Raw genomic sequence first — 17143 nt, 5'->3', positions numbered from 1 at the left:
ATGGAACAGATAAAAAAGAAAGATGATTTTTTAAATCACAAGCCCAAAGGAATTCCTTTTTGGCAAAAAGCCATGGATTACGCGGTGAGCAAAACCGCGGAGAATATCAAAACTTTTACCGACGGGTACCCGACTCCCGCCAGCGTAAATTTGATATATCCTAAAATTGCAAATACCGAATGGACAAGCAGCTTTTGGAACGGAATGCTCTGGCAGGCATACAACAGCACCGGCGATAAAAAGTTCCGTTCCGCCGCAGAATCGACTTTGACTGATTATGAAAACAGACTTGAAAAGCGCATAAATACGGCGACTCACGATTTGGGCTTTTTGTACATACTTTCGGCAAAGGCGGAATATTTGACTACGGGAAATAAAAAGGCGCGCGAAGTTGCAATAAAGGCGGCAGACCTTCTTATGGAGCGGTACGGCGCAAAAACAGGAGTGCTTCAGGCTTGGGGAAGCGCCGACGACGTGAACAACATGGGTAGGATAATAATCGACTGTCTCATGAATACGCCGCTTTTGTTTTGGGCGTCGGAAGCCACGCAAAAAGACCTGTATGCGAATGCTGCAAAGTCCCATGTGGAAAAATCAAAGCGTTTTCTCATAAGAGACGACGACACGACTTTCCACACATATTATTTTGACGTTAAAACAGGAGATCCTCTTCGCGGAAAAACCGCTCAAGGCTACAGCGATTCGTCCTGCTGGGCAAGGGGACAGGCTTGGGGAATTTACGGGTTCTGTCTTAATTACAGATATACGGGAGATTTTTCTCTTTTGGAAGCGGCAAAGCGGCTTGCCAATCACTTCCTTAATTGCCTGCCTGAAGACAACGTCTGTTATTGGGATCTCATATTCACTTCCGGGAACGAAGAGCGGGACAGTTCCGCCGCAGCTATAGGCGCCTGCGGTTTGATGGAACTCGCTTCGCTTCTTCCCGTTGCGGACAAAGACAGATGCGTTTATGAGGCAGCCGCTCTTTCTATCATGGAATCTCTGGCGGCGTCTTATACTACGGAAGGATTGAAATCCAACGGCATTTTGCAGCATGCGGTGTACAGCAAGCCGGGCAACAAGGGAATCGACGAATGCAATATTTGGGGCGATTACTTTTACATGGAAGCCTTGGACCGTATTTTATATCATCACAGATTGTTTTGGTAGGCAGATAAAATGAAAACTTATGAATTTGAAATAACAAAAAATCCTTTAAAAGACAGAAACGATGTCGTTAAAAGTCTTGTTCAAATGCTGGAGCCGTGTATGGATAAATTCGTTATGGGGAACACGGGCTTGTTCAACTATAACGGAAGCACGACTTATTGCGACCGAGTGGGGCTTTTTGAGGGCTGGAGCAGACTTTTATGGGGGATCGGCCCGCTGCTTGCAGGCGGTTACAAGTGGAGCGGCCTGTCTGTGTATAAAGAAGGACTTTCCAACGGAACCGATCCTTCTTCTCCTTATTATTGGGGCGACGTTCATGATTTTGACCAGCGCATCGTAGAAATGGCGGCGATATCATTGGCCGTCATGCTGAATAAAAAAGAACTTTGGGACGGATATTCAAAAGCTGAGCAGGATAGAATTTATAAATGGCTGGATATGGTAAACGGCCGTTCGTTCAGCGAAAACAACTGGAAATTCTTTCGCATTTTGGTAAATCTTCTTTTTGAACAGGTCGGGCGTCCCGTAAATGAAGAGAGACTTGAAAACGATCTTGCGCTGATTGAAAGTTTTTACATTGACGACGGCTGGTACAGGGATGCGGTACCGTTTGATAACTATAATCCCTTTGCGATACAGTTTTATTCGATGATCTATTACTACTTTAGAAAAGACAAGGACAAGGAACGCTGCAAGCGATATGAAGAGAGGGTAAAACTTTTTGCAAAACAACACATTCACTATTTAACCGAAGACGGACTTTTTGTACCTTACGGACGAAGCCTCACATACCGCTTTGCGGTAGTGAGCTTTTATTCGGCCTGCGCTTTTGCCGGAATCGAAGTTTTGCCGTGGGGCGTAATGAAGGGCATCATTCTTAGAAATTTAAGGTGGTGGTTCAAGCAGCCCATATTCGATCGCGAAGGCATGCTCACCGTAGGTTACCGCTATCCGGATCTTACCATCGCTGACCAGTATAACTCTCCGGGTTCTCCATACTGGGCGTTTAAAACTTATCTAATGCTGGCGCTGCCTGCTGATCATCCGTTTTGGACAAGCAAAGAAGAAGAATTGCCAAAGCTGCCTGATGTAAAGTGCTTGAAAGTTCCGCGCATAATTTTTTCACGTACGAAAGAAGACGTTGTGCTTCTTAACGGCGGACAGTATCCTGAATATCAGATGAATCATGCGGCCGATAAATACGCCAAGTTTGCATACAGCGCGAAATTCGGTTTTTCATGCTCGATAAGCAATTACGGATTTGAAAAAACAGGGTGCGATTCCATGCTTTATGTGGGGACGGGAGACGGCTATTGGCGGCAGCGGCGGAAGTGCGAGTCCGTCGAAATGTGCGAAGATTACAGCAAAACCGTATGGAAGCCGTATGACGACACAGAGATATGCACGTATCTTATTCCTGCCGGATGCTTTCACATAAGGATTCATATAATAACTTCGCAAAGAGATCTTTTAACCAAAGAAGGCGGATTTGGTCTTGCCAGGTATAAAGACTTCGATCTTGAACTGCCCGTAAACGCCAAGTCCAAGGCAAAATCGGACGTTTCGCTGATCTTTCCGTGGGGATTTTCTTACATAGCCGATCCGTCTAACGAGCGCGAAGCTTCGTACATCATGCCGGCTCCGAATTTGAACAACATGGCGTCCTGCGTTTTGGTTCCCGTATTGTCTGGAGAAATTAAAAAAGGCAAAAAAAATTATCACATATGCGTAACCGGCGCGTCTCCAAACACAGGTTATATGGATAAAATTCCTGCCGTACATTACGATGTGACTTCCGGAATTTTGACGATTGACGGTAAGAAACTTGAATTAAAATAGGGTTTGCGGAAAGAGGTTAGGCATTGCGTCTAACCTCTTTTGTACCGTGCGCGGCCGGGCATTGGAACAGTATTAAAAATTTCCCGCGCTCATTGCAATTCGCCGCGGCTGATCGTAATACGTATAGGACTGTGCGTTCAAATGCCTATCATTGAAAAAATGCTTTTTTTCGATTAAATTAAGAACATGAAGATTATCGTTGTCGGTTCAGGCGGCCGTGAACACGCCATAAGTTGGAAACTTGCGCAAAGTTCGCTTGTTTCACAGGTCATATGCGTTCCCGGCAACGGCGGAACGGCGCATGAAAAAAAATGTAAAAACATTGATCCGGCCGATTGTTCCTATTTAGACGGGGATAAATCCTTGGCCGCCTACGTAGCTATTGCAAAACATGAAAACTGCGATCTGGCTGTGATCGGACCCGAAGAACCTCTGGCAAAAGGAGCTGCAGATCTGTTTTGGGCGGAAGGAATCCCTTGCGTAGGCCCTAAAAAAGACGGAGCGCAGCTTGAAGCGAGCAAAGATTTTGCAAAAGCTTTTATGCATAAATACGATGTTGCCTGCGCTGTGAGTAAGACCTTTACCGATCCTAAAGAAGCTCATTCTTATATTGAAGATCACGGCTCTCCGGTCGTGATAAAGGCCGACGGACTTGCTGCGGGAAAGGGAGTCGTTGTCGCGGCGACGGTGCAAGAAGCTCATGAAGCGGTTACAAACCTTATGGAATTGGGTAAGGTCGGAGAAGCCGGAGAAAAAATAGTCATAGAAGATTATCTTGAAGGCATAGAAATCTCCGTTCTTGCCGCAGTATGCGTTACTGAAAAAACTTCCGCTTTGAAAACGGCAGTCATAGTTCCATTCCTTCCGGCACGGGATCATAAACGCCTTTTGGACGGGGCGAAGGGACCGAATACCGGCGGAATGGGCGCCGTTTGCCCGCTTTCCGATGTTACCGACGAAGTGTTTTCCGCCTTTGACAAGAATATCCTTAAGCCGACGCTGCGCGGCTTAATTGCCGAAAAGACGGATTACCGCGGGTTTATTTTTTTCGGTCTCATGCTTACGGCAAACGGACCTAAACTTTTGGAATATAATGTGCGGCTCGGCGATCCTGAGACACAGGCGGTACTTCCCATGGCGGATTTTGATTTTGCCGCTCTTTGCCGTGCGATCACGGATGAAACCCTTTCTTCTTTTTCATGTAAATGGAAAGACGGTTTTGTCGTGGCGCCGGTTGCGGTTTCTTCAGGATACCCTGAAGCGTATGAAAAGGGAAAAACCGTTACCGTGAATGAAGACTTTATAGCGGCTGCGGACGCAAAGCTTTTTGCAGCCGGCGCAGTAGAAAAGGACGGCCGGCTCATTACGAACGGAGGACGAGTTCTTTCGTGCAGCGCTTTCGGCAAAACATTTGACGAAGCAAGGGAAAATTCATATAAGGCGCTAAAGGCCGTTTCCTTTGAGGGAATGTTTTACCGGAAAGACATAGGGCTTGACGGCGCGGCCGAAAGCGTAAAATTGTAACGCTTTTTTGCTATATGTGAAAAAGCAGATCTTCATAGCTCGGGAAGGGCTTGAATTCTTCAGCAATCAAAGGTTCGATCTTGTCTGCCGCAGCCCGAGCCTCCGTCATCGCAGGAATAACCTTAGCCGCATAAAATTTGGCGCTTTCTATTCCCGTAAGCTTTTTTGCTTCAAGGTGAACGGCGTCAAGATTCTCCGCTTTTTCCATAAGATCGTCCGTAAGGATGTCGAGAGCTTTTATAAGAGCGGTTTCCGCCTTGCATTCGGCGCTTTTAACAAGATTTTTTACCGCGGCGGCGGCCGTGCTGATTTCTTTCATGTACTTAAAGGCAGCCGGAAGAATATCCTTCCTGATCATTTCAAGCATGGTTTCGGTTTCTATGTTCAAGACCTGACAGTATTTTTCAATTTTCACTTCATAATGGCCGCGCATTTCTATTTCACTGTAAACGCCCGTTCGCGTATAAAGTTTGATGTTCTTAGGCTTTAGATATTCGGCTATGGCGTCCGGAAGCGACTTTAAATTCATAAGCCCGCGCCTGTTTGCTTCTTTTAACCAATTTGCATCATATCCGTTGCCGTTAAATATGATTTTCCAATGGGCGGTAATTTCCCTCTTTATTAAATTTTGAAGGTCAGCGTTGAAATTTTTTGAACCTTCAAGTTCGTCCGCAAAGGTTTTAAGGCTGTCCGTAACGATGGCATTTAAAGTCGTCGCCGGGCCGGAAATTGAAAGAGAAGAACCTACAGAGCGAAATTCGAACTTGTTGCCGGTAAATGCGAACGGGGACGTCCTGTTTCTGTCCGTCGTATCCTTAGGTATGGCGGGAAGCACGTCTACGCCTATCGTCATTTTTTGATTTGAAGCTTCATTATACGGCGTTCCGTCCTTAATTGACTCTAGCACGGCTTCCAATTCTTCGCCGAGATAGATCGAGATTATTGCCGGAGGAGCTTCGCTTGCGCCGAGCCTTAAGTCGTTGCCTGCGCTTGCGACGCTGATACGAAGCAAATCCTGATTTTCATCGACAGCTTTTATGACGGCCGTCAAAAAAAGTAAAAACTGCGCGTTTTTTCTCGGAGTTTTACCGGGATCCATGAGGTTTTCGCCTTCGTTAGTCTGTATCGACCAGTTGTTGTGTTTACCGCTTCCGTTTACACCGGCAAAAGGTTTTTCATGCAACAGACATACGAGCTTGTGCCGCGCCGCAACTTTTTTCATGATTTCCATGGTAAGCTGATTTTGATCTGCGGCGACGTTGCTTAATGTGTAGATCGGAGCCATTTCGTGCTGCGCGGGAGCCGCTTCATTGTGTTCGGTTTTTGCAGGTATTCCAAGTTTCCACAGTTCCGTGTTCAGATCTTCCATATAAGCGCTTACCCTTGTTTTAAGGGCGCCGTAGTATTGATCGTCCATTTCCTGCCCTTTCGGCGGCTTGGAACCGAACAGCGTCCTGCCGCATACCTTTAAGTCTTTTCTCCGTTCGTAAAGAGCTTCGTCAATAAGAAAGTATTCCTGCTCCGCCCCTATAGAAGACGCCACGCGTTTTACGGTTCTGTTTCCGAACATGCGCAGTATGCGTACCGATTGTTTGCTTATGGATTCCATTGAGCGCAGAAGAGGCGTTTTTTTATCAAGCGCTTCGCCCGTGTATGAACAGAAGGCCGTAGGAATACAAAGAGAATGTTCTTTTACAAAGGCGTAAGCGGTAGGATCCCAGACCGTGTATCCTCTCGCTTCAAAAGTCGCACGGCGGCCGCCAGACGGAAACGAAGAGGCATCCGGTTCCCCGCGGATCAATTCCTTGCCGCTGAGGCTCATTATTACGCCGCCGTCGTCCGTAGGCACGATAAAACTTTCATGTTTTTCGGCCGTAATCCCCGTTAAAGGCTGAAACCAATGGGTATAGTGTGTGGCCCCTTTTTCGATAGCCCATTCTTTCATTGCGTGTGCAACCTGATTTGCCACGTCCAGTTCGAGCGGAGTTCCGTCCTCAATGGTCTTTTTTAGGGTTTTAAACGTGTCCTTCGGCAGTTTTTCCTGCATGACTTTGAGGTTGAAAACCATACTGCCGAAAATTTCTTGTACATTCTGCATAAAATCCTCCCTGCAATCTTAAACCCGCGCAAACATTTAAATGCAAAAATGCAAGAAGCCGCTGTTTGTCGACGATATTTCCCGATATTTACGAAATTCGTTATAATGATTTGCAGTAAGACTGTCAAGTATTTTGAGAATTTTAATGAAAAATCATGCAATTTACCGTAAAAGAGTTGATTTTTTGTGTTTTTTTTAAAATTTTAAGCATGTTTACCGCAATAGATCTTTTGCGATACAGAATGTGTCGCGTAACCGCAATACCTGGCAACAACACGCGATCACGGCACAAGATCCGGTACGCAGCCGCAATACCAGAACGTGTCGCGCATAGTCCTGCACGGCGATAAGACTTCCGCCGGCGTTTGGGATTTTATAGGGATCTTACTTTTTCTATAAGCATAAAAGGCGTAAGTCCGTATGCGGTGCATTTTGCAGCTTTTTTTGAGGCAAACGCGTGCGCCAAAGACGCGCTTACTGCGGCGTCTACCGCCGTATAGCCCTGCGCCAATAAAGCCGCCGTCATTCCGGCAAGGACGTCGCCCGATCCGCCTTTTGCAAGACAAGGGTTCCCGTTGGAATTTATCATTGTAAAAATTTCACCGTTTTCCGTCGAACACGAAATACAGACGTTTGCTCCTTTTAAAAGAAGAACGGCTCCGGGGTATTTTTTTAAGAATTGCTTTGAAAGGCTTATCCTGTTTTTGACGACTTCGTCCACGGACAAAGGCGGTTGCGCTTCTTTTTCTAAAAGCTCGCAGTCGCCGTATATTCCGCATATATTCAGCAAAGACAAAAATTCTTTAGGGTGCGGCGTAAGCACAAGCCGTCTTTCTTTTTCGGAAAGAGCGAAGGCTTCAAGAAAATCCTTTACTTGGGGCATAGAAAACATATCCGCGTCCAGCACGCAATATATGTTTTTATTTTTCAGCAGCAAATTTTGTACGGAAGTTAAAATGTCTTTAGCGGCTTTTTCGTCGGTACCGAGCCCCATTCCGAGCGCTATTGACTTTGTATTTAAAGGAATGACAGAAGACTGCATCAGTTCCGGCGGGCAGTAAAAGCAAAGATTTTTGTTCAAACCGCTCGGGCTGTCCGATATGCCGCCTTTTTCAAAGGAGTTGTTACAGGTTGCCGATCTGTCATATGACTTGACTGCCGTTCCGTCGCCGGACTCGGCTGCCGTTTTTTCCGGCCGGCAGGCGTTTGCATGCACCAGCGTGACTAAGCCGGCTCCGAAGGCAAAGGCCGCGCTTCCCGCAATTAAAGCCGCTCCCGGTTTTTCTCCGCAGATCACGGCCGTATGGCCGAAGGTTCCCTTGTTTACATTTTGCAGCGTGCGATACGGAAGTTTCATGTCGCTTTTTTCAAGAAGGAACGCTTCGGGCGGGACTTTTTCTTTAGGCGCGCCTGCCGTGTCAGGCGCCCCAGCCGCCGCGCTTGGCACGACGGGTGCGGTTTCAAATTTTTTATTGCCGATTCCAAGAGGGGCGAGTACAATATCTTTGCCGCAAAAATCCTTTGCCGCATCGCTAAAAAAAGCCGTCTTTAAAGCTCCCATAGCTATGGTCTTATCCGCGCGAAAAGCGAGAAGGTTCCCGTCCGAATCCTTTGTTTCTATGATACCGTTTGCGTCTATTCCGCTGGGAATATCACAAGCTATTTTGTATGCCTTTGAAAGGTTTATCCGCTTTACAAGGGTTGCGGTTTTTTTATCGAATTTTCCATGAAAACCGCTGCCGTAAATACAATCGACTATTACGTCGGCATAAAGGATATTTTTTCCTATTTCTCTTTCAGTTAAAAAAGCGACGCCGGCTTTTTTAGCCCTCTCGCACTGTAAGACGCACATTTTGCTTTTTGGCGGCGCTGCAGGATACACAGATACCCGGCTCTCGCCGTTCATCCGCCTTGCTAGGGTTATGCCGTCCGCGCCGTTGTTGCCGCCGCCCGTTACTATGAGTACGTTGCAAGCCGCCGCGTTTATATCGCCCAGTCTATGCCTTACGGCAAATTCAAGAGCTGCTGCGGCGTTTTCCATCATAATATCTTCGGTGAGAGCGAAGGCATCCATCGCAGCTTGATCCAGAAGTCTTGTATCGGCAAAAAGCGGTTTCATACCAAAATCTTACCTTAATCCGAATTTTTAAAAAACACGGCAGAATTTGAAAAATCATAACCGCCGTAATCGTCGGGAATTTCGGAACAGGTAATCTGCATACTCTTGTCGTTCACCAGATTGTATTTCAATTCCCATGTTTTACCGGAATCGCTTCCTTCCGAGATTGCAAAAGAAATTGTCTTTCCGATCGCATTAAAACTTCCCTTCCAGGTTCTCTTATTCAGTAAAGCTTTTTGAGTAATCTCCATTGTCTCGTCGCTATTTAAAACGATTACCGTATAATTTGTCCCGTTTGAAAAAGTCCACGTGCCTATAAGCTTTTCTGCCGCCTTAATTCTTGCCTTTGAGGCGCCTTTATTTACTTCAGCCTCTATAGAAGAACTGATGTTTTTTAATGCGCTTCCTATATCCGCAAGCATCTGCTTTCCTTCCTCTTTTGCGCTTTTTAAGTTTGAGTTATCGGTTTGTGCAAAGGTAAAATTCGCTCCTCTTAAAAAAAACAAAAGAATGCCTAATGTAAAAAATTTAAAAGTAAACATATTTTGAAGTTTTTTCATACTCATAATATACACTATTTTTTTTTAAATTTGCAACGCTTCAATGACACGTTTTACCGGCAACGCACCGCAGTGTTTTAACGACGGTTTTTTGCCGGCAAAGAGCTGCAATTTTTTATTGTTACGGGCGCAGTGTTTTATTGCCGCGGTTTTACTTATCACGGTCGCAAAGTTTTATGCAATCTCGCTCAATTGCGGAATAAAACCGTTTAAGCTACAATGGCAAAATGAAGATGACTTACAATCCTTTGTCCCCTCCGGATTCCAGACATGTTCCGGCATCGAATATAAAATATTTTTTATCGTTTTTCGTACCGCATATTCGTCTTTTCCTTTTGGACATGCTGTGCGCCGTGTTTATTTCAGCGGTAGATCTGTTTTTTCCCATAATTTCAAGATATATTTTGAACGACCTTTTAAAGCAGTTTGATTTGGCGTCGTATGAAACGGTAAGAGCTTTTGCAATACTGCTCGCCGTAATTCTGCTCTGCTATTTTATGCGTTTTGCCGCACAGTGGTTCGTTACATATTTCGGACACATGTTCGGCGTTTACGTAGAAGCCGACATGCGGCGAGATATATTTGCGCACCTTGAAAAGCAGACCTTTTCATTTTTCGATACGCACCGCACGGGAAAGATAATGTCGCGGGCTACATACGACCTTTTTGAAGTGAGCGAACTGTCTCACCACGGCCCGGAAGACCTTTTTATTTCCATTACAACCTTAACCGGCGCAATATGCTTTTTGTTTTATATAAGATGGGAAATTGCGCTCGTGATCACGGTTCTTTTGCCAATCTTAATCTTGCGGGTATATTTTTCAAAAAAGAATATGATGGGCTCTTCCAAAACGGTAAAAGAAAAAACCGCCGATATGAACGCCGAAATAGAATCCGCAGTCAGCGGCGTAAGGGTTACGAAGGCTTTTACGAACGAAGAATATGAAAACAGGCGTTTCGGCGAAATAAACAAGCGTTTTTTTTATGCGAAATCCGGATATTACCGCACTATGGCGACCTTTCACAGCCAGATAGACTTTATGATGAATCTTCTAAACGTTATAGTCCTTGCGACGGGCGGAATTTTTATAATGAAAGGTAAGATGACCTTCGGCGACTATGTGGCGGTAAATTTATTTGTGGCCGCTTTCGTTCAGCCCATAAAAAAACTTTCAAATTTTATGGAACAGTATTCAAGCGGAATATCGGGGTTCCAACGCTTTGCCGAAATTATGCGCAGCGATAACGAAACTCCTGAAAAACAGGATGCGAAAGAATTGACAAACGTTTTAGGCAATGTCGAATATGAAAACGTGGATTTTGCATATAAAAACGGAGTACAGGTTTTAAAAAATGTAAACATAAGCGTAAGATCCGGACAAAAACTTGCGCTGGTAGGACCAAGCGGCAGCGGAAAGACTACTTTATGCAATCTTTTGCCTAGGTTTTATGAACTGCAGGGCGGAAGCATAAAAATTGACGGGCATGACATAAGGGATGTTACCGTAAGATCTTTGCGTTCCTGCATAGGAATCGTTCAGCAGGATGTGTTTTTGTTCGCCGATACTATAAGGGCAAACATAGCTTACGGAAAGCCCGATGCGAGCGAGCAGGAAATAATCGAAGCCGCAAAGCGCGCTGAAATTCACGACGATATTATGAACATGACAGACGGTTACGACACTATGGTGGGTGAGCGCGGAATAAAACTTTCAGGCGGGCAAAAACAGAGAGTTTCGATAGCGCGAATTTTTCTTAAAAATCCGCCCATTTTGATTCTGGACGAAGCTACGTCGGCTTTGGACACTGCAACGGAGATGAAGATTCAAAAATCGTTTGAAGAACTTTCCGAAGGGCGGACGACTTTTGTAATCGCGCACAGGCTTTCAACCGTTAAAAATGCAAAAATCATCGCCGTAGTAGACAACGAAGGAATCACGGAGTGCGGAACTCACGACGAGCTTATGAAATCCGAAGGCCTTTACAGCAGCCTGTATACGGCTCAGTTCGGCGACTGAATCAGTGCTCTTGCAGCTGGCGCTTTAAAACAATAAAATGCCCGCTATTCCCAGGGGAATAAGATAAAGCGAAAACCATTCCAGACGCCCTTTTTTTATAATTTTCATGAGCAACGCAAGGCAAACATATCCTGTAACAAGGGCTGTAATAAAGCCCGCCGCGGCGGGAAGAAGTCCCACGGAAGACGACAATTTTCCAATGTCTTTTATTTCGATGATAAATGCGCCTAAAATTGCGGGAATAGAAACTATAAACGAGAATTCCGCCGCGGTTTCACGGTCTACTCCGGAAAACAAGGCTCCGGAAATTGTAGAGCCCGACCTTGAAATTCCGGGCAGTGTTCCGATCCCTTGCATAAGACCGATCAGAAGCGCCTGCCGCCATGAAATTCCCAGAGGAATTTTGTCCGAAGCCGCTTTATTACGTTTTTCGGCCGATGAGGATAAGATTAAAAGCAGCGCAGTTACGATAAATCCTGTGCAGATAAATTTAGGCGGCAGATCGGTGACATATTCTTTTGTAAATATTCCTATCGCGCCCGTTAAAACCGTTGTCAAAAGGACGGCAATGATTGTTTTTTTACTGAGCTCGTCGGTTCCCGTAAGGCCGTCGCCAGGATCATCGCATGCGCCGCTTAGACCGTCAGGCCGGAGGCCGCCGATACGTTCAGTCTTCGTATCACCAATGCCTTCCACTTGTGCGCCGCCTACATTTTCAGTTTGCACACCGCCGCGGTCATAGTTTGAACCGCGCCGCAACTTACACACCGGATAAAAAAATAAAATTTTTGCAAAAACGCATAACAGGCGCCCTATCTTTTTTCTAAAAAAAATGACGACCGCCGCAAGCGTTGCGATGTGCAGCATAATATCGAATAAAATAGGAATTTCATTTGCCAAAAACAGACGGCGTAAGATAAACAGGTGCCCGGAAGACGATACGGGTAAAAATTCGGTAATCCCCTGTACTAAACCCAGGATAATAGCTTTAAATACTGTCATAATATAGCTTTGCACGTGTGTGCGCCTTTTATAAATTTGCGGGCAAACTCAAGGAATGCCGGCTGTTTGCTGCGATCGGAGGCGTTAAAAAAAACACCCCGACCGATCGGCTAAAATCTGCTTCGGGGTATTTTCAGGACGCTATAGACGACTATATTATACACTATTCTGTAAATTTTTCCATATAAAATTTGAATTAAATTCATATTTGTTTTAAAATTATCCATAGAGAGGCAAGAATGAGCAGAATATATACCGTCGCTGCCGACGGTTCAGGCGACTTTACCGCGATACAGGACGCCTTAAACACCGAAGACGACGACGTTGTCATAAAACTTAAACCCGGCCTTTATAAAGGGCAGATTTTTTCCGCCAAAAAAAGACTTAAAATCTTAGGCGAAGATCCTGAAAAAACTGTGATAAGCGGAAACATAGGCGCCAAAGATATTCATCCGGACGGTTATAAAACGGGAACATTCCGTTCTTTTACGGCATATTTTGCGGGAGATTCGGTTTTTCTTGAAAATCTTACTATTGAAAACACTGCGGGGCAGGGAACTGACGTAGGCCAGGCGGTAGCTTTGTACGCATCCGCATCTTACGTTTATTGCAAAAATCTTAAAATATTAGGACATCAGGACACTCTTTTTACAGCTCCTCTGCCTGAAAAAGAGCGCATACCGGGCGGCTTTAAAGGTCCCGAAGAAAATTCCGTGAGAAAGCCGTCGTTACAGTATTACGAGGATTGCTTTATTTCGGGCACTGTGGATTTTATCTTCGGGAGCGCGGATGTATTGTTTAAAAACTGTACCGTGTGCGTGCGAGATTCATCTACGGAATGTTACATAACGACGCCTTCAAGTTTTAAAGACGGAACAGGATATATTTTTGACGGATGCACGGTCGTCAGAGACAACGAAGACGGCGAGACTTCCCGCTTGCAGCGTAAAAACGTGTATCTCGGCCGGCCTTGGCGGGAATTTGCAAAATGCTGCTGGATGAACTGCGATTTTTCAGATGTAATTTGCGATGAAGCATGGGATAATTGGCGTAATGCGGAAAATGAAAAAACTTGCCGTTTTTCCGTTTACAAGAACAAGTGGGACCGTACCGGCGAAGGAGGTTTGGGAGGCTTTGCCCGCCGCCTTTCGGATGAAGAAGCTTGTGAAATGATCCGAAAGGCAAAGGATATTAAGCTTAAAGTAATAGCTGCGTGCCGCCTCCCGTAAGGCAAAGATCAATGGAATATGTTTTTCTTTTTTCCTTCGGCGACGCCAGCATCATTCCACGCCTGACCGCCTATATCCTTAAAGTTTTTAACCCATGCGTCCCAATTTGCCCTTGTAAGCTGTCGCTTTCCCGTAAGAAATTCCAAAACACCCTGTTCCAAAAACCTTTTTACGTCGGCGTTGGGCGGCGGCATCATGGAAATTCCGTTTGAATTTTCCCAAGGGCGGCTCTGCATATTGATAAGAATTGCGCCCGGATCCATGATCTTTTTGGATACGTCGGTTGTATAGGCAGGATAACGGGCCTTTATTTCTACAGCTCCGTTGTAAAATACCATATTGCGCAGCTGTGTGATGTTTACTATTTCGGAATTGCTCCACGCTTTCGTAGGATCTGGGATACCCTTTGTTGTCGGGATGCCGTTTGAATCTTTTATAAAGTTTACGCCTTCTTTACCCCAGCCGATCATATAATAGCCGCCGTCAGGGCCTTCGTCCGACATCCAGTTTAAAAGTTTAGCTATGGCATCCTTTTTTCCCGCTGCCGCAGCCGATTCGGATATAGCGTAGATGCGGTAGTTGTTTGAATAGTTGCCTGCAGACTGAAGACCGTTCGGTCCCTTGGGAGGATCTATGATCATCCATTCGCCGTTCGGGAAATTTTTATCGAACGGAGCATAATTGTTTTTTGAGGCAAGAGCGCTGTTCTGTTCGCGCATCATTCCGAAACGTCCTTGTTTCCAAGCCGCTCTAAAATCATCTTTTTTATATGAAAGCCAGTTTGGGTCTATGACTTTTTTATCGCACATTTGCTTTACATAGGAAAGAGCTTCAAAGTATTCCGGCCGAAAAATCTTCAATCCCGGATTTTTTGCCGACATATCCCAAGTGCCGCACAGGCCGAAGGCGCCCATGATAGGTTCCAATCTGCGTCCAAGCCCTTCCGTATCCTGCGTATTTTCAAGGAACGCGCCGTAGCCGTAAGTGTCGTTTTTACCGTTGCCGTCAGGATCATTGAATGTAAAGGCTTCCATCACTTTCATCATCTCGTCAAGGTTCGTAGGCGCTTTTAAGCCCAGCCTGTCAAGCCAGTCTTTTCTTATAACCAAGCCTTCATTTCTTATGATAGAACCGGGCGAAGCCAGTCCGTAGGATTTTCCGTCTATGGTAGTGTGCATAATGCTGTCTTTACCGTAGTGCGTTTTTCGATTGGGCATTTTTTCATACATGTCGTCTACGGGAGCTACAAGCCCCTGATCCACCAAACGAAGCCAAACAGGGCGGGAAACCATAAACAGATCCGGAAGTTCGTTCGCAGCGCTTGCAGCGTTAATTTTTTGATCCTGATCGTTGTCAGAAGACGGAAGGGCAGTCAATACAAGATCGATGTCGAATTTTTCTTTAATGATCTTTTGTACTTCCCAGCCGGCAGGCGGCGGGCCCGCTTCTGTAACGGCGGCTCCGTACCACAGGTTGATCGTAACCGGGCCGCCGGCCTGTTTTTCGTTTGCTCCGCTTGCAAACAATGCGGCGCCCATAGCGATTGCCAGAGCCGCTGCAGAAAATCTTGTAAGTTTCATAAAATCCTCCAAATATTTATTTGCAATAATTATTTATCGTAACCGAAAGTTTTATCGGTCTTATGCGCTTCGCTTATCCCTTGACGCTTCCCAAAAGAGTTCCCTTTGTAAAGTATTTTTGAATGAACGGATAGGCAATTACCATTGGGATTGCGGACATAAATACGGAAGCCGCTTTTATGGCTGCGATGGGAGCTTCGCCGAACGCATTTACTTCAACATACTCGTTCATTCCGCTGGCAAGAAGTATGTTTCGCAGCAATATGGGAAGGGGTTGCAGTTCGTTTTTATTCAAATACAGCATGGCGTTAAAAAAGTCGTTCCAGTATGAAACTCCGTAAAATAATCCTATCGTCATGAGAATCGGCTTTGAAAGCGGCAGTATTATCCTTACCAAAACCATCCATTCCGGCGCTCCGTCTATGCGTGCGGATTCTTTAAGAGAATCAGGAATTCCTTCAAAAAAACTTCGCATTATAAGACAGTTGTAGGTTGTAACTGCGACGGGGAAATAGACTGCCGCAAGGTGATTTGAAAGTCCCAATTTTGTGATCACCAAATAATGCGGTATAAGGCCTATGTTAAACAGGTACGGAATCAATATGAAAATATTAAGAAATTTCCGGCCGGGCAATGTCTGTATCGAAAGCCCGTATGCTATGGGTATTGTAAAAATCAGAGCCGTAATTACGCCGAAGAACAATATTTTAAGACTGTTAAAAAAGGCGAGGGCAAATCCGCGGTTTCCGAGCAAGGCTTTGTACGCGGCGTTAGACCACTTCCACGGCGGAAGAAACATGCCTTCGACGTTCGAGCCGATAAAATGGTTGGGACGGAAAGAGAGCGTTATCGTGCTCCACAGCGGAAGCGCAATGACCAATAGCGATAAAATCAAAAAAACATCAAGGGCTGCGTAAAATATTCTGTCGGAGCCCGTCATTTGCATCAGTATTTTTGACGTCCGGTTATTCTTTTTAGCCATTTTAATCTCCTAAAACAAGCGATATTTCGGCTTTATCCGAAACCCGCAGTTTAACGAGGCGAGCCGTACAGCCGCCGAAATTAAACCTAAAACAGGCTGGAATCGGCGGTAAGTTTTGTAAGCCTGTTTGCAAATACAACAAGACACGTTCCGATTATTCCTTTAAAAATTCCCACTGCGGTGGCTAAGGCGAAGCGACCTTCCAATAAACCCTGCCGGTAAACCCACGTGTCTATTATGTCGGCAACGCTGTATACCGAAGTGTTGTACAGCATAAATATCTGATTAAATCCCGCGTTCAATATGGTGCCGAGTTTTAAAAGGACAACCATAACTATTACGGGGCGTATGGACGGCAAGGTTATGTACCAAGTCCTTTGCAGCGCGGTGGTTCCTTCGACCATGGCCGCTTCATATAAAGAAGGATCTATGCCCATGAGCGCGGCTATGAATATTATCGCGCCCCAGCCCATCTCCTTCCACGCATCCGAAAGAATTACGATCCACGGGAACGCCCTTGTGTTGGTTAAAAAATCTATGGGTTCTCCACCGAAATACTTTATAACGTCGTTTATAATGCCGTCGCCCGGCGCGAGCAGCGACAGTAAAATTCCGTATATGATTACCCAAGACAAAAAGTGCGGCAGGTATGTGAGCGTCTGTACGATTTTTCGCAAAAACTTGCGGTGCGATTCAAATAGCACGACGGCAAGCAGTATTGAAAGAGGAACGCTTACGAAAAGTTTTCCGAAGCTGTAGCCTATTGTGTTGCGGATTAATTCCCAAAAGTAATAGGAATTAAAAAATTCAGTAAAATACTTAAATCCCGCCCAAGGACTTTTCCATACGCCAAGACGCGGCTTAAAGTCCTTGAATGCTATTTGTCCGTTTAACATCGGCACGTATTTAAAGATTAAGAAATAAACGAGCGGGACAGCCATAAGCATGTATATGTCTTTGTGGCGTTTTATTTCTTTAAAACTCATACATCACCTCTGTATAAAATGTACAGTAAGCTTCGT

The 17143-nt window shown here is 45.3% G+C and carries 12 protein-coding genes; 5 read left to right on the top strand and 7 right to left on the bottom strand.

Annotation, left to right across the window (positions count from 1 at the left end; genetic code table 11):
* The 3 genes from HRQ91_RS10710 (at position 1) to purD (ending at position 4533) form a co-directional block, all read left to right on the top strand.
* Entirely contained in the window at positions 1 to 1170 is a 1170-nt protein-coding gene (locus HRQ91_RS10710; RefSeq protein WP_210119529.1) for a glycoside hydrolase family 88 protein, read from the top strand.
* Between the two features lie 9 nt (positions 1171 to 1179).
* Positions 1180 to 3009: a DUF2264 domain-containing protein gene (locus HRQ91_RS10705; RefSeq protein ID WP_210119528.1), complete on the top strand. Its 1830-nt coding sequence runs from the start codon at positions 1180 to 1182 to the stop codon at positions 3007 to 3009.
* A 186-nt stretch (positions 3010 to 3195) separates the two neighbouring features.
* Complete coding sequence (purD, locus tag HRQ91_RS10700; protein ID WP_210119527.1) at positions 3196 to 4533, top strand: phosphoribosylamine--glycine ligase; 1338 nt, start codon at positions 3196 to 3198, stop codon at positions 4531 to 4533.
* 10 nt (positions 4534 to 4543) lie between these two features.
* On the opposite strand, the gene HRQ91_RS10695 is transcribed toward purD, so the two are convergent.
* From HRQ91_RS10695 to HRQ91_RS10685, 3 genes are all read right to left on the bottom strand, one after another.
* Positions 4544 to 6631 carry a glutamine synthetase III family protein gene (locus HRQ91_RS10695; protein WP_210119526.1) on the bottom strand — a complete coding sequence of 696 codons (2088 nt, stop codon included), beginning with the start codon at positions 6629 to 6631 and terminating at the stop codon, positions 4544 to 4546.
* 373 nt (positions 6632 to 7004) lie between these two features.
* Positions 7005 to 8750, bottom strand: a complete 1746-nt coding sequence (locus HRQ91_RS10690) for an NAD(P)H-hydrate dehydratase (protein ID WP_210119525.1) — start codon at positions 8748 to 8750, stop codon at positions 7005 to 7007.
* 14 nt (positions 8751 to 8764) lie between these two features.
* Positions 8765 to 9310, bottom strand: coding sequence for a hypothetical protein (locus HRQ91_RS10685; protein ID WP_210119524.1), 546 nt, complete (start codon positions 9308 to 9310; stop codon positions 8765 to 8767).
* Positions 9311 to 9537: 227 nt separating this feature from the next.
* Here HRQ91_RS10685 and HRQ91_RS10680 point away from each other — a divergent pair, with 227 nt between their 5' ends.
* Positions 9538 to 11328: an ABC transporter ATP-binding protein gene (locus HRQ91_RS10680; RefSeq protein WP_246473221.1), complete on the top strand. Its 1791-nt coding sequence runs from the start codon at positions 9538 to 9540 to the stop codon at positions 11326 to 11328.
* A 24-nt stretch (positions 11329 to 11352) separates the two neighbouring features.
* Here the strand turns inward: HRQ91_RS10680 and HRQ91_RS10675 are convergent, their stop codons facing one another.
* Positions 11353 to 12330 carry an undecaprenyl-diphosphate phosphatase gene (locus tag HRQ91_RS10675; protein WP_210119523.1) on the bottom strand — a complete coding sequence of 326 codons (978 nt, stop codon included), beginning with the start codon at positions 12328 to 12330 and terminating at the stop codon, positions 11353 to 11355.
* A 239-nt stretch (positions 12331 to 12569) separates the two neighbouring features.
* On the opposite strand from HRQ91_RS10675, the gene HRQ91_RS10670 reads away from it, so the two are divergent.
* Positions 12570 to 13559 carry a pectinesterase family protein gene (locus HRQ91_RS10670; protein ID WP_210119522.1) on the top strand — a complete coding sequence of 330 codons (990 nt, stop codon included), beginning with the start codon at positions 12570 to 12572 and terminating at the stop codon, positions 13557 to 13559.
* A gap of 8 nt (positions 13560 to 13567) precedes the next feature.
* On the opposite strand, the gene HRQ91_RS10665 is transcribed toward HRQ91_RS10670, so the two are convergent.
* The 3 genes from HRQ91_RS10665 to HRQ91_RS10655 all read right to left on the bottom strand — a co-directional run bounded on the left by HRQ91_RS10665 (position 13568) and on the right by HRQ91_RS10655 (position 17107).
* Positions 13568 to 15139, bottom strand: coding sequence for an extracellular solute-binding protein (locus tag HRQ91_RS10665; protein ID WP_210119521.1), 1572 nt, complete (start codon positions 15137 to 15139; stop codon positions 13568 to 13570).
* Positions 15140 to 15212: 73 nt separating this feature from the next.
* On the bottom strand, positions 15213 to 16121 hold the full coding sequence (locus HRQ91_RS10660) for a carbohydrate ABC transporter permease (protein ID WP_210119520.1): 909 nt from the start codon (positions 16119 to 16121) through the stop codon (positions 15213 to 15215).
* An 86-nt stretch (positions 16122 to 16207) separates the two neighbouring features.
* Complete coding sequence (locus HRQ91_RS10655; protein ID WP_210119519.1) at positions 16208 to 17107, bottom strand: ABC transporter permease; 900 nt, start codon at positions 17105 to 17107, stop codon at positions 16208 to 16210.
* Positions 17108 to 17143: the final 36 nt, after the last annotated feature.

This window comes from Treponema parvum (assembly GCF_017893965.1).
GTDB classification, from domain to species: Bacteria; Spirochaetota; Spirochaetia; order Treponematales; family Treponemataceae; genus Treponema_D; species Treponema_D parvum.
Note: the sequence above shows the minus strand (reverse complement) of the source record. Positions and strands in the feature narration are given on the sequence as shown.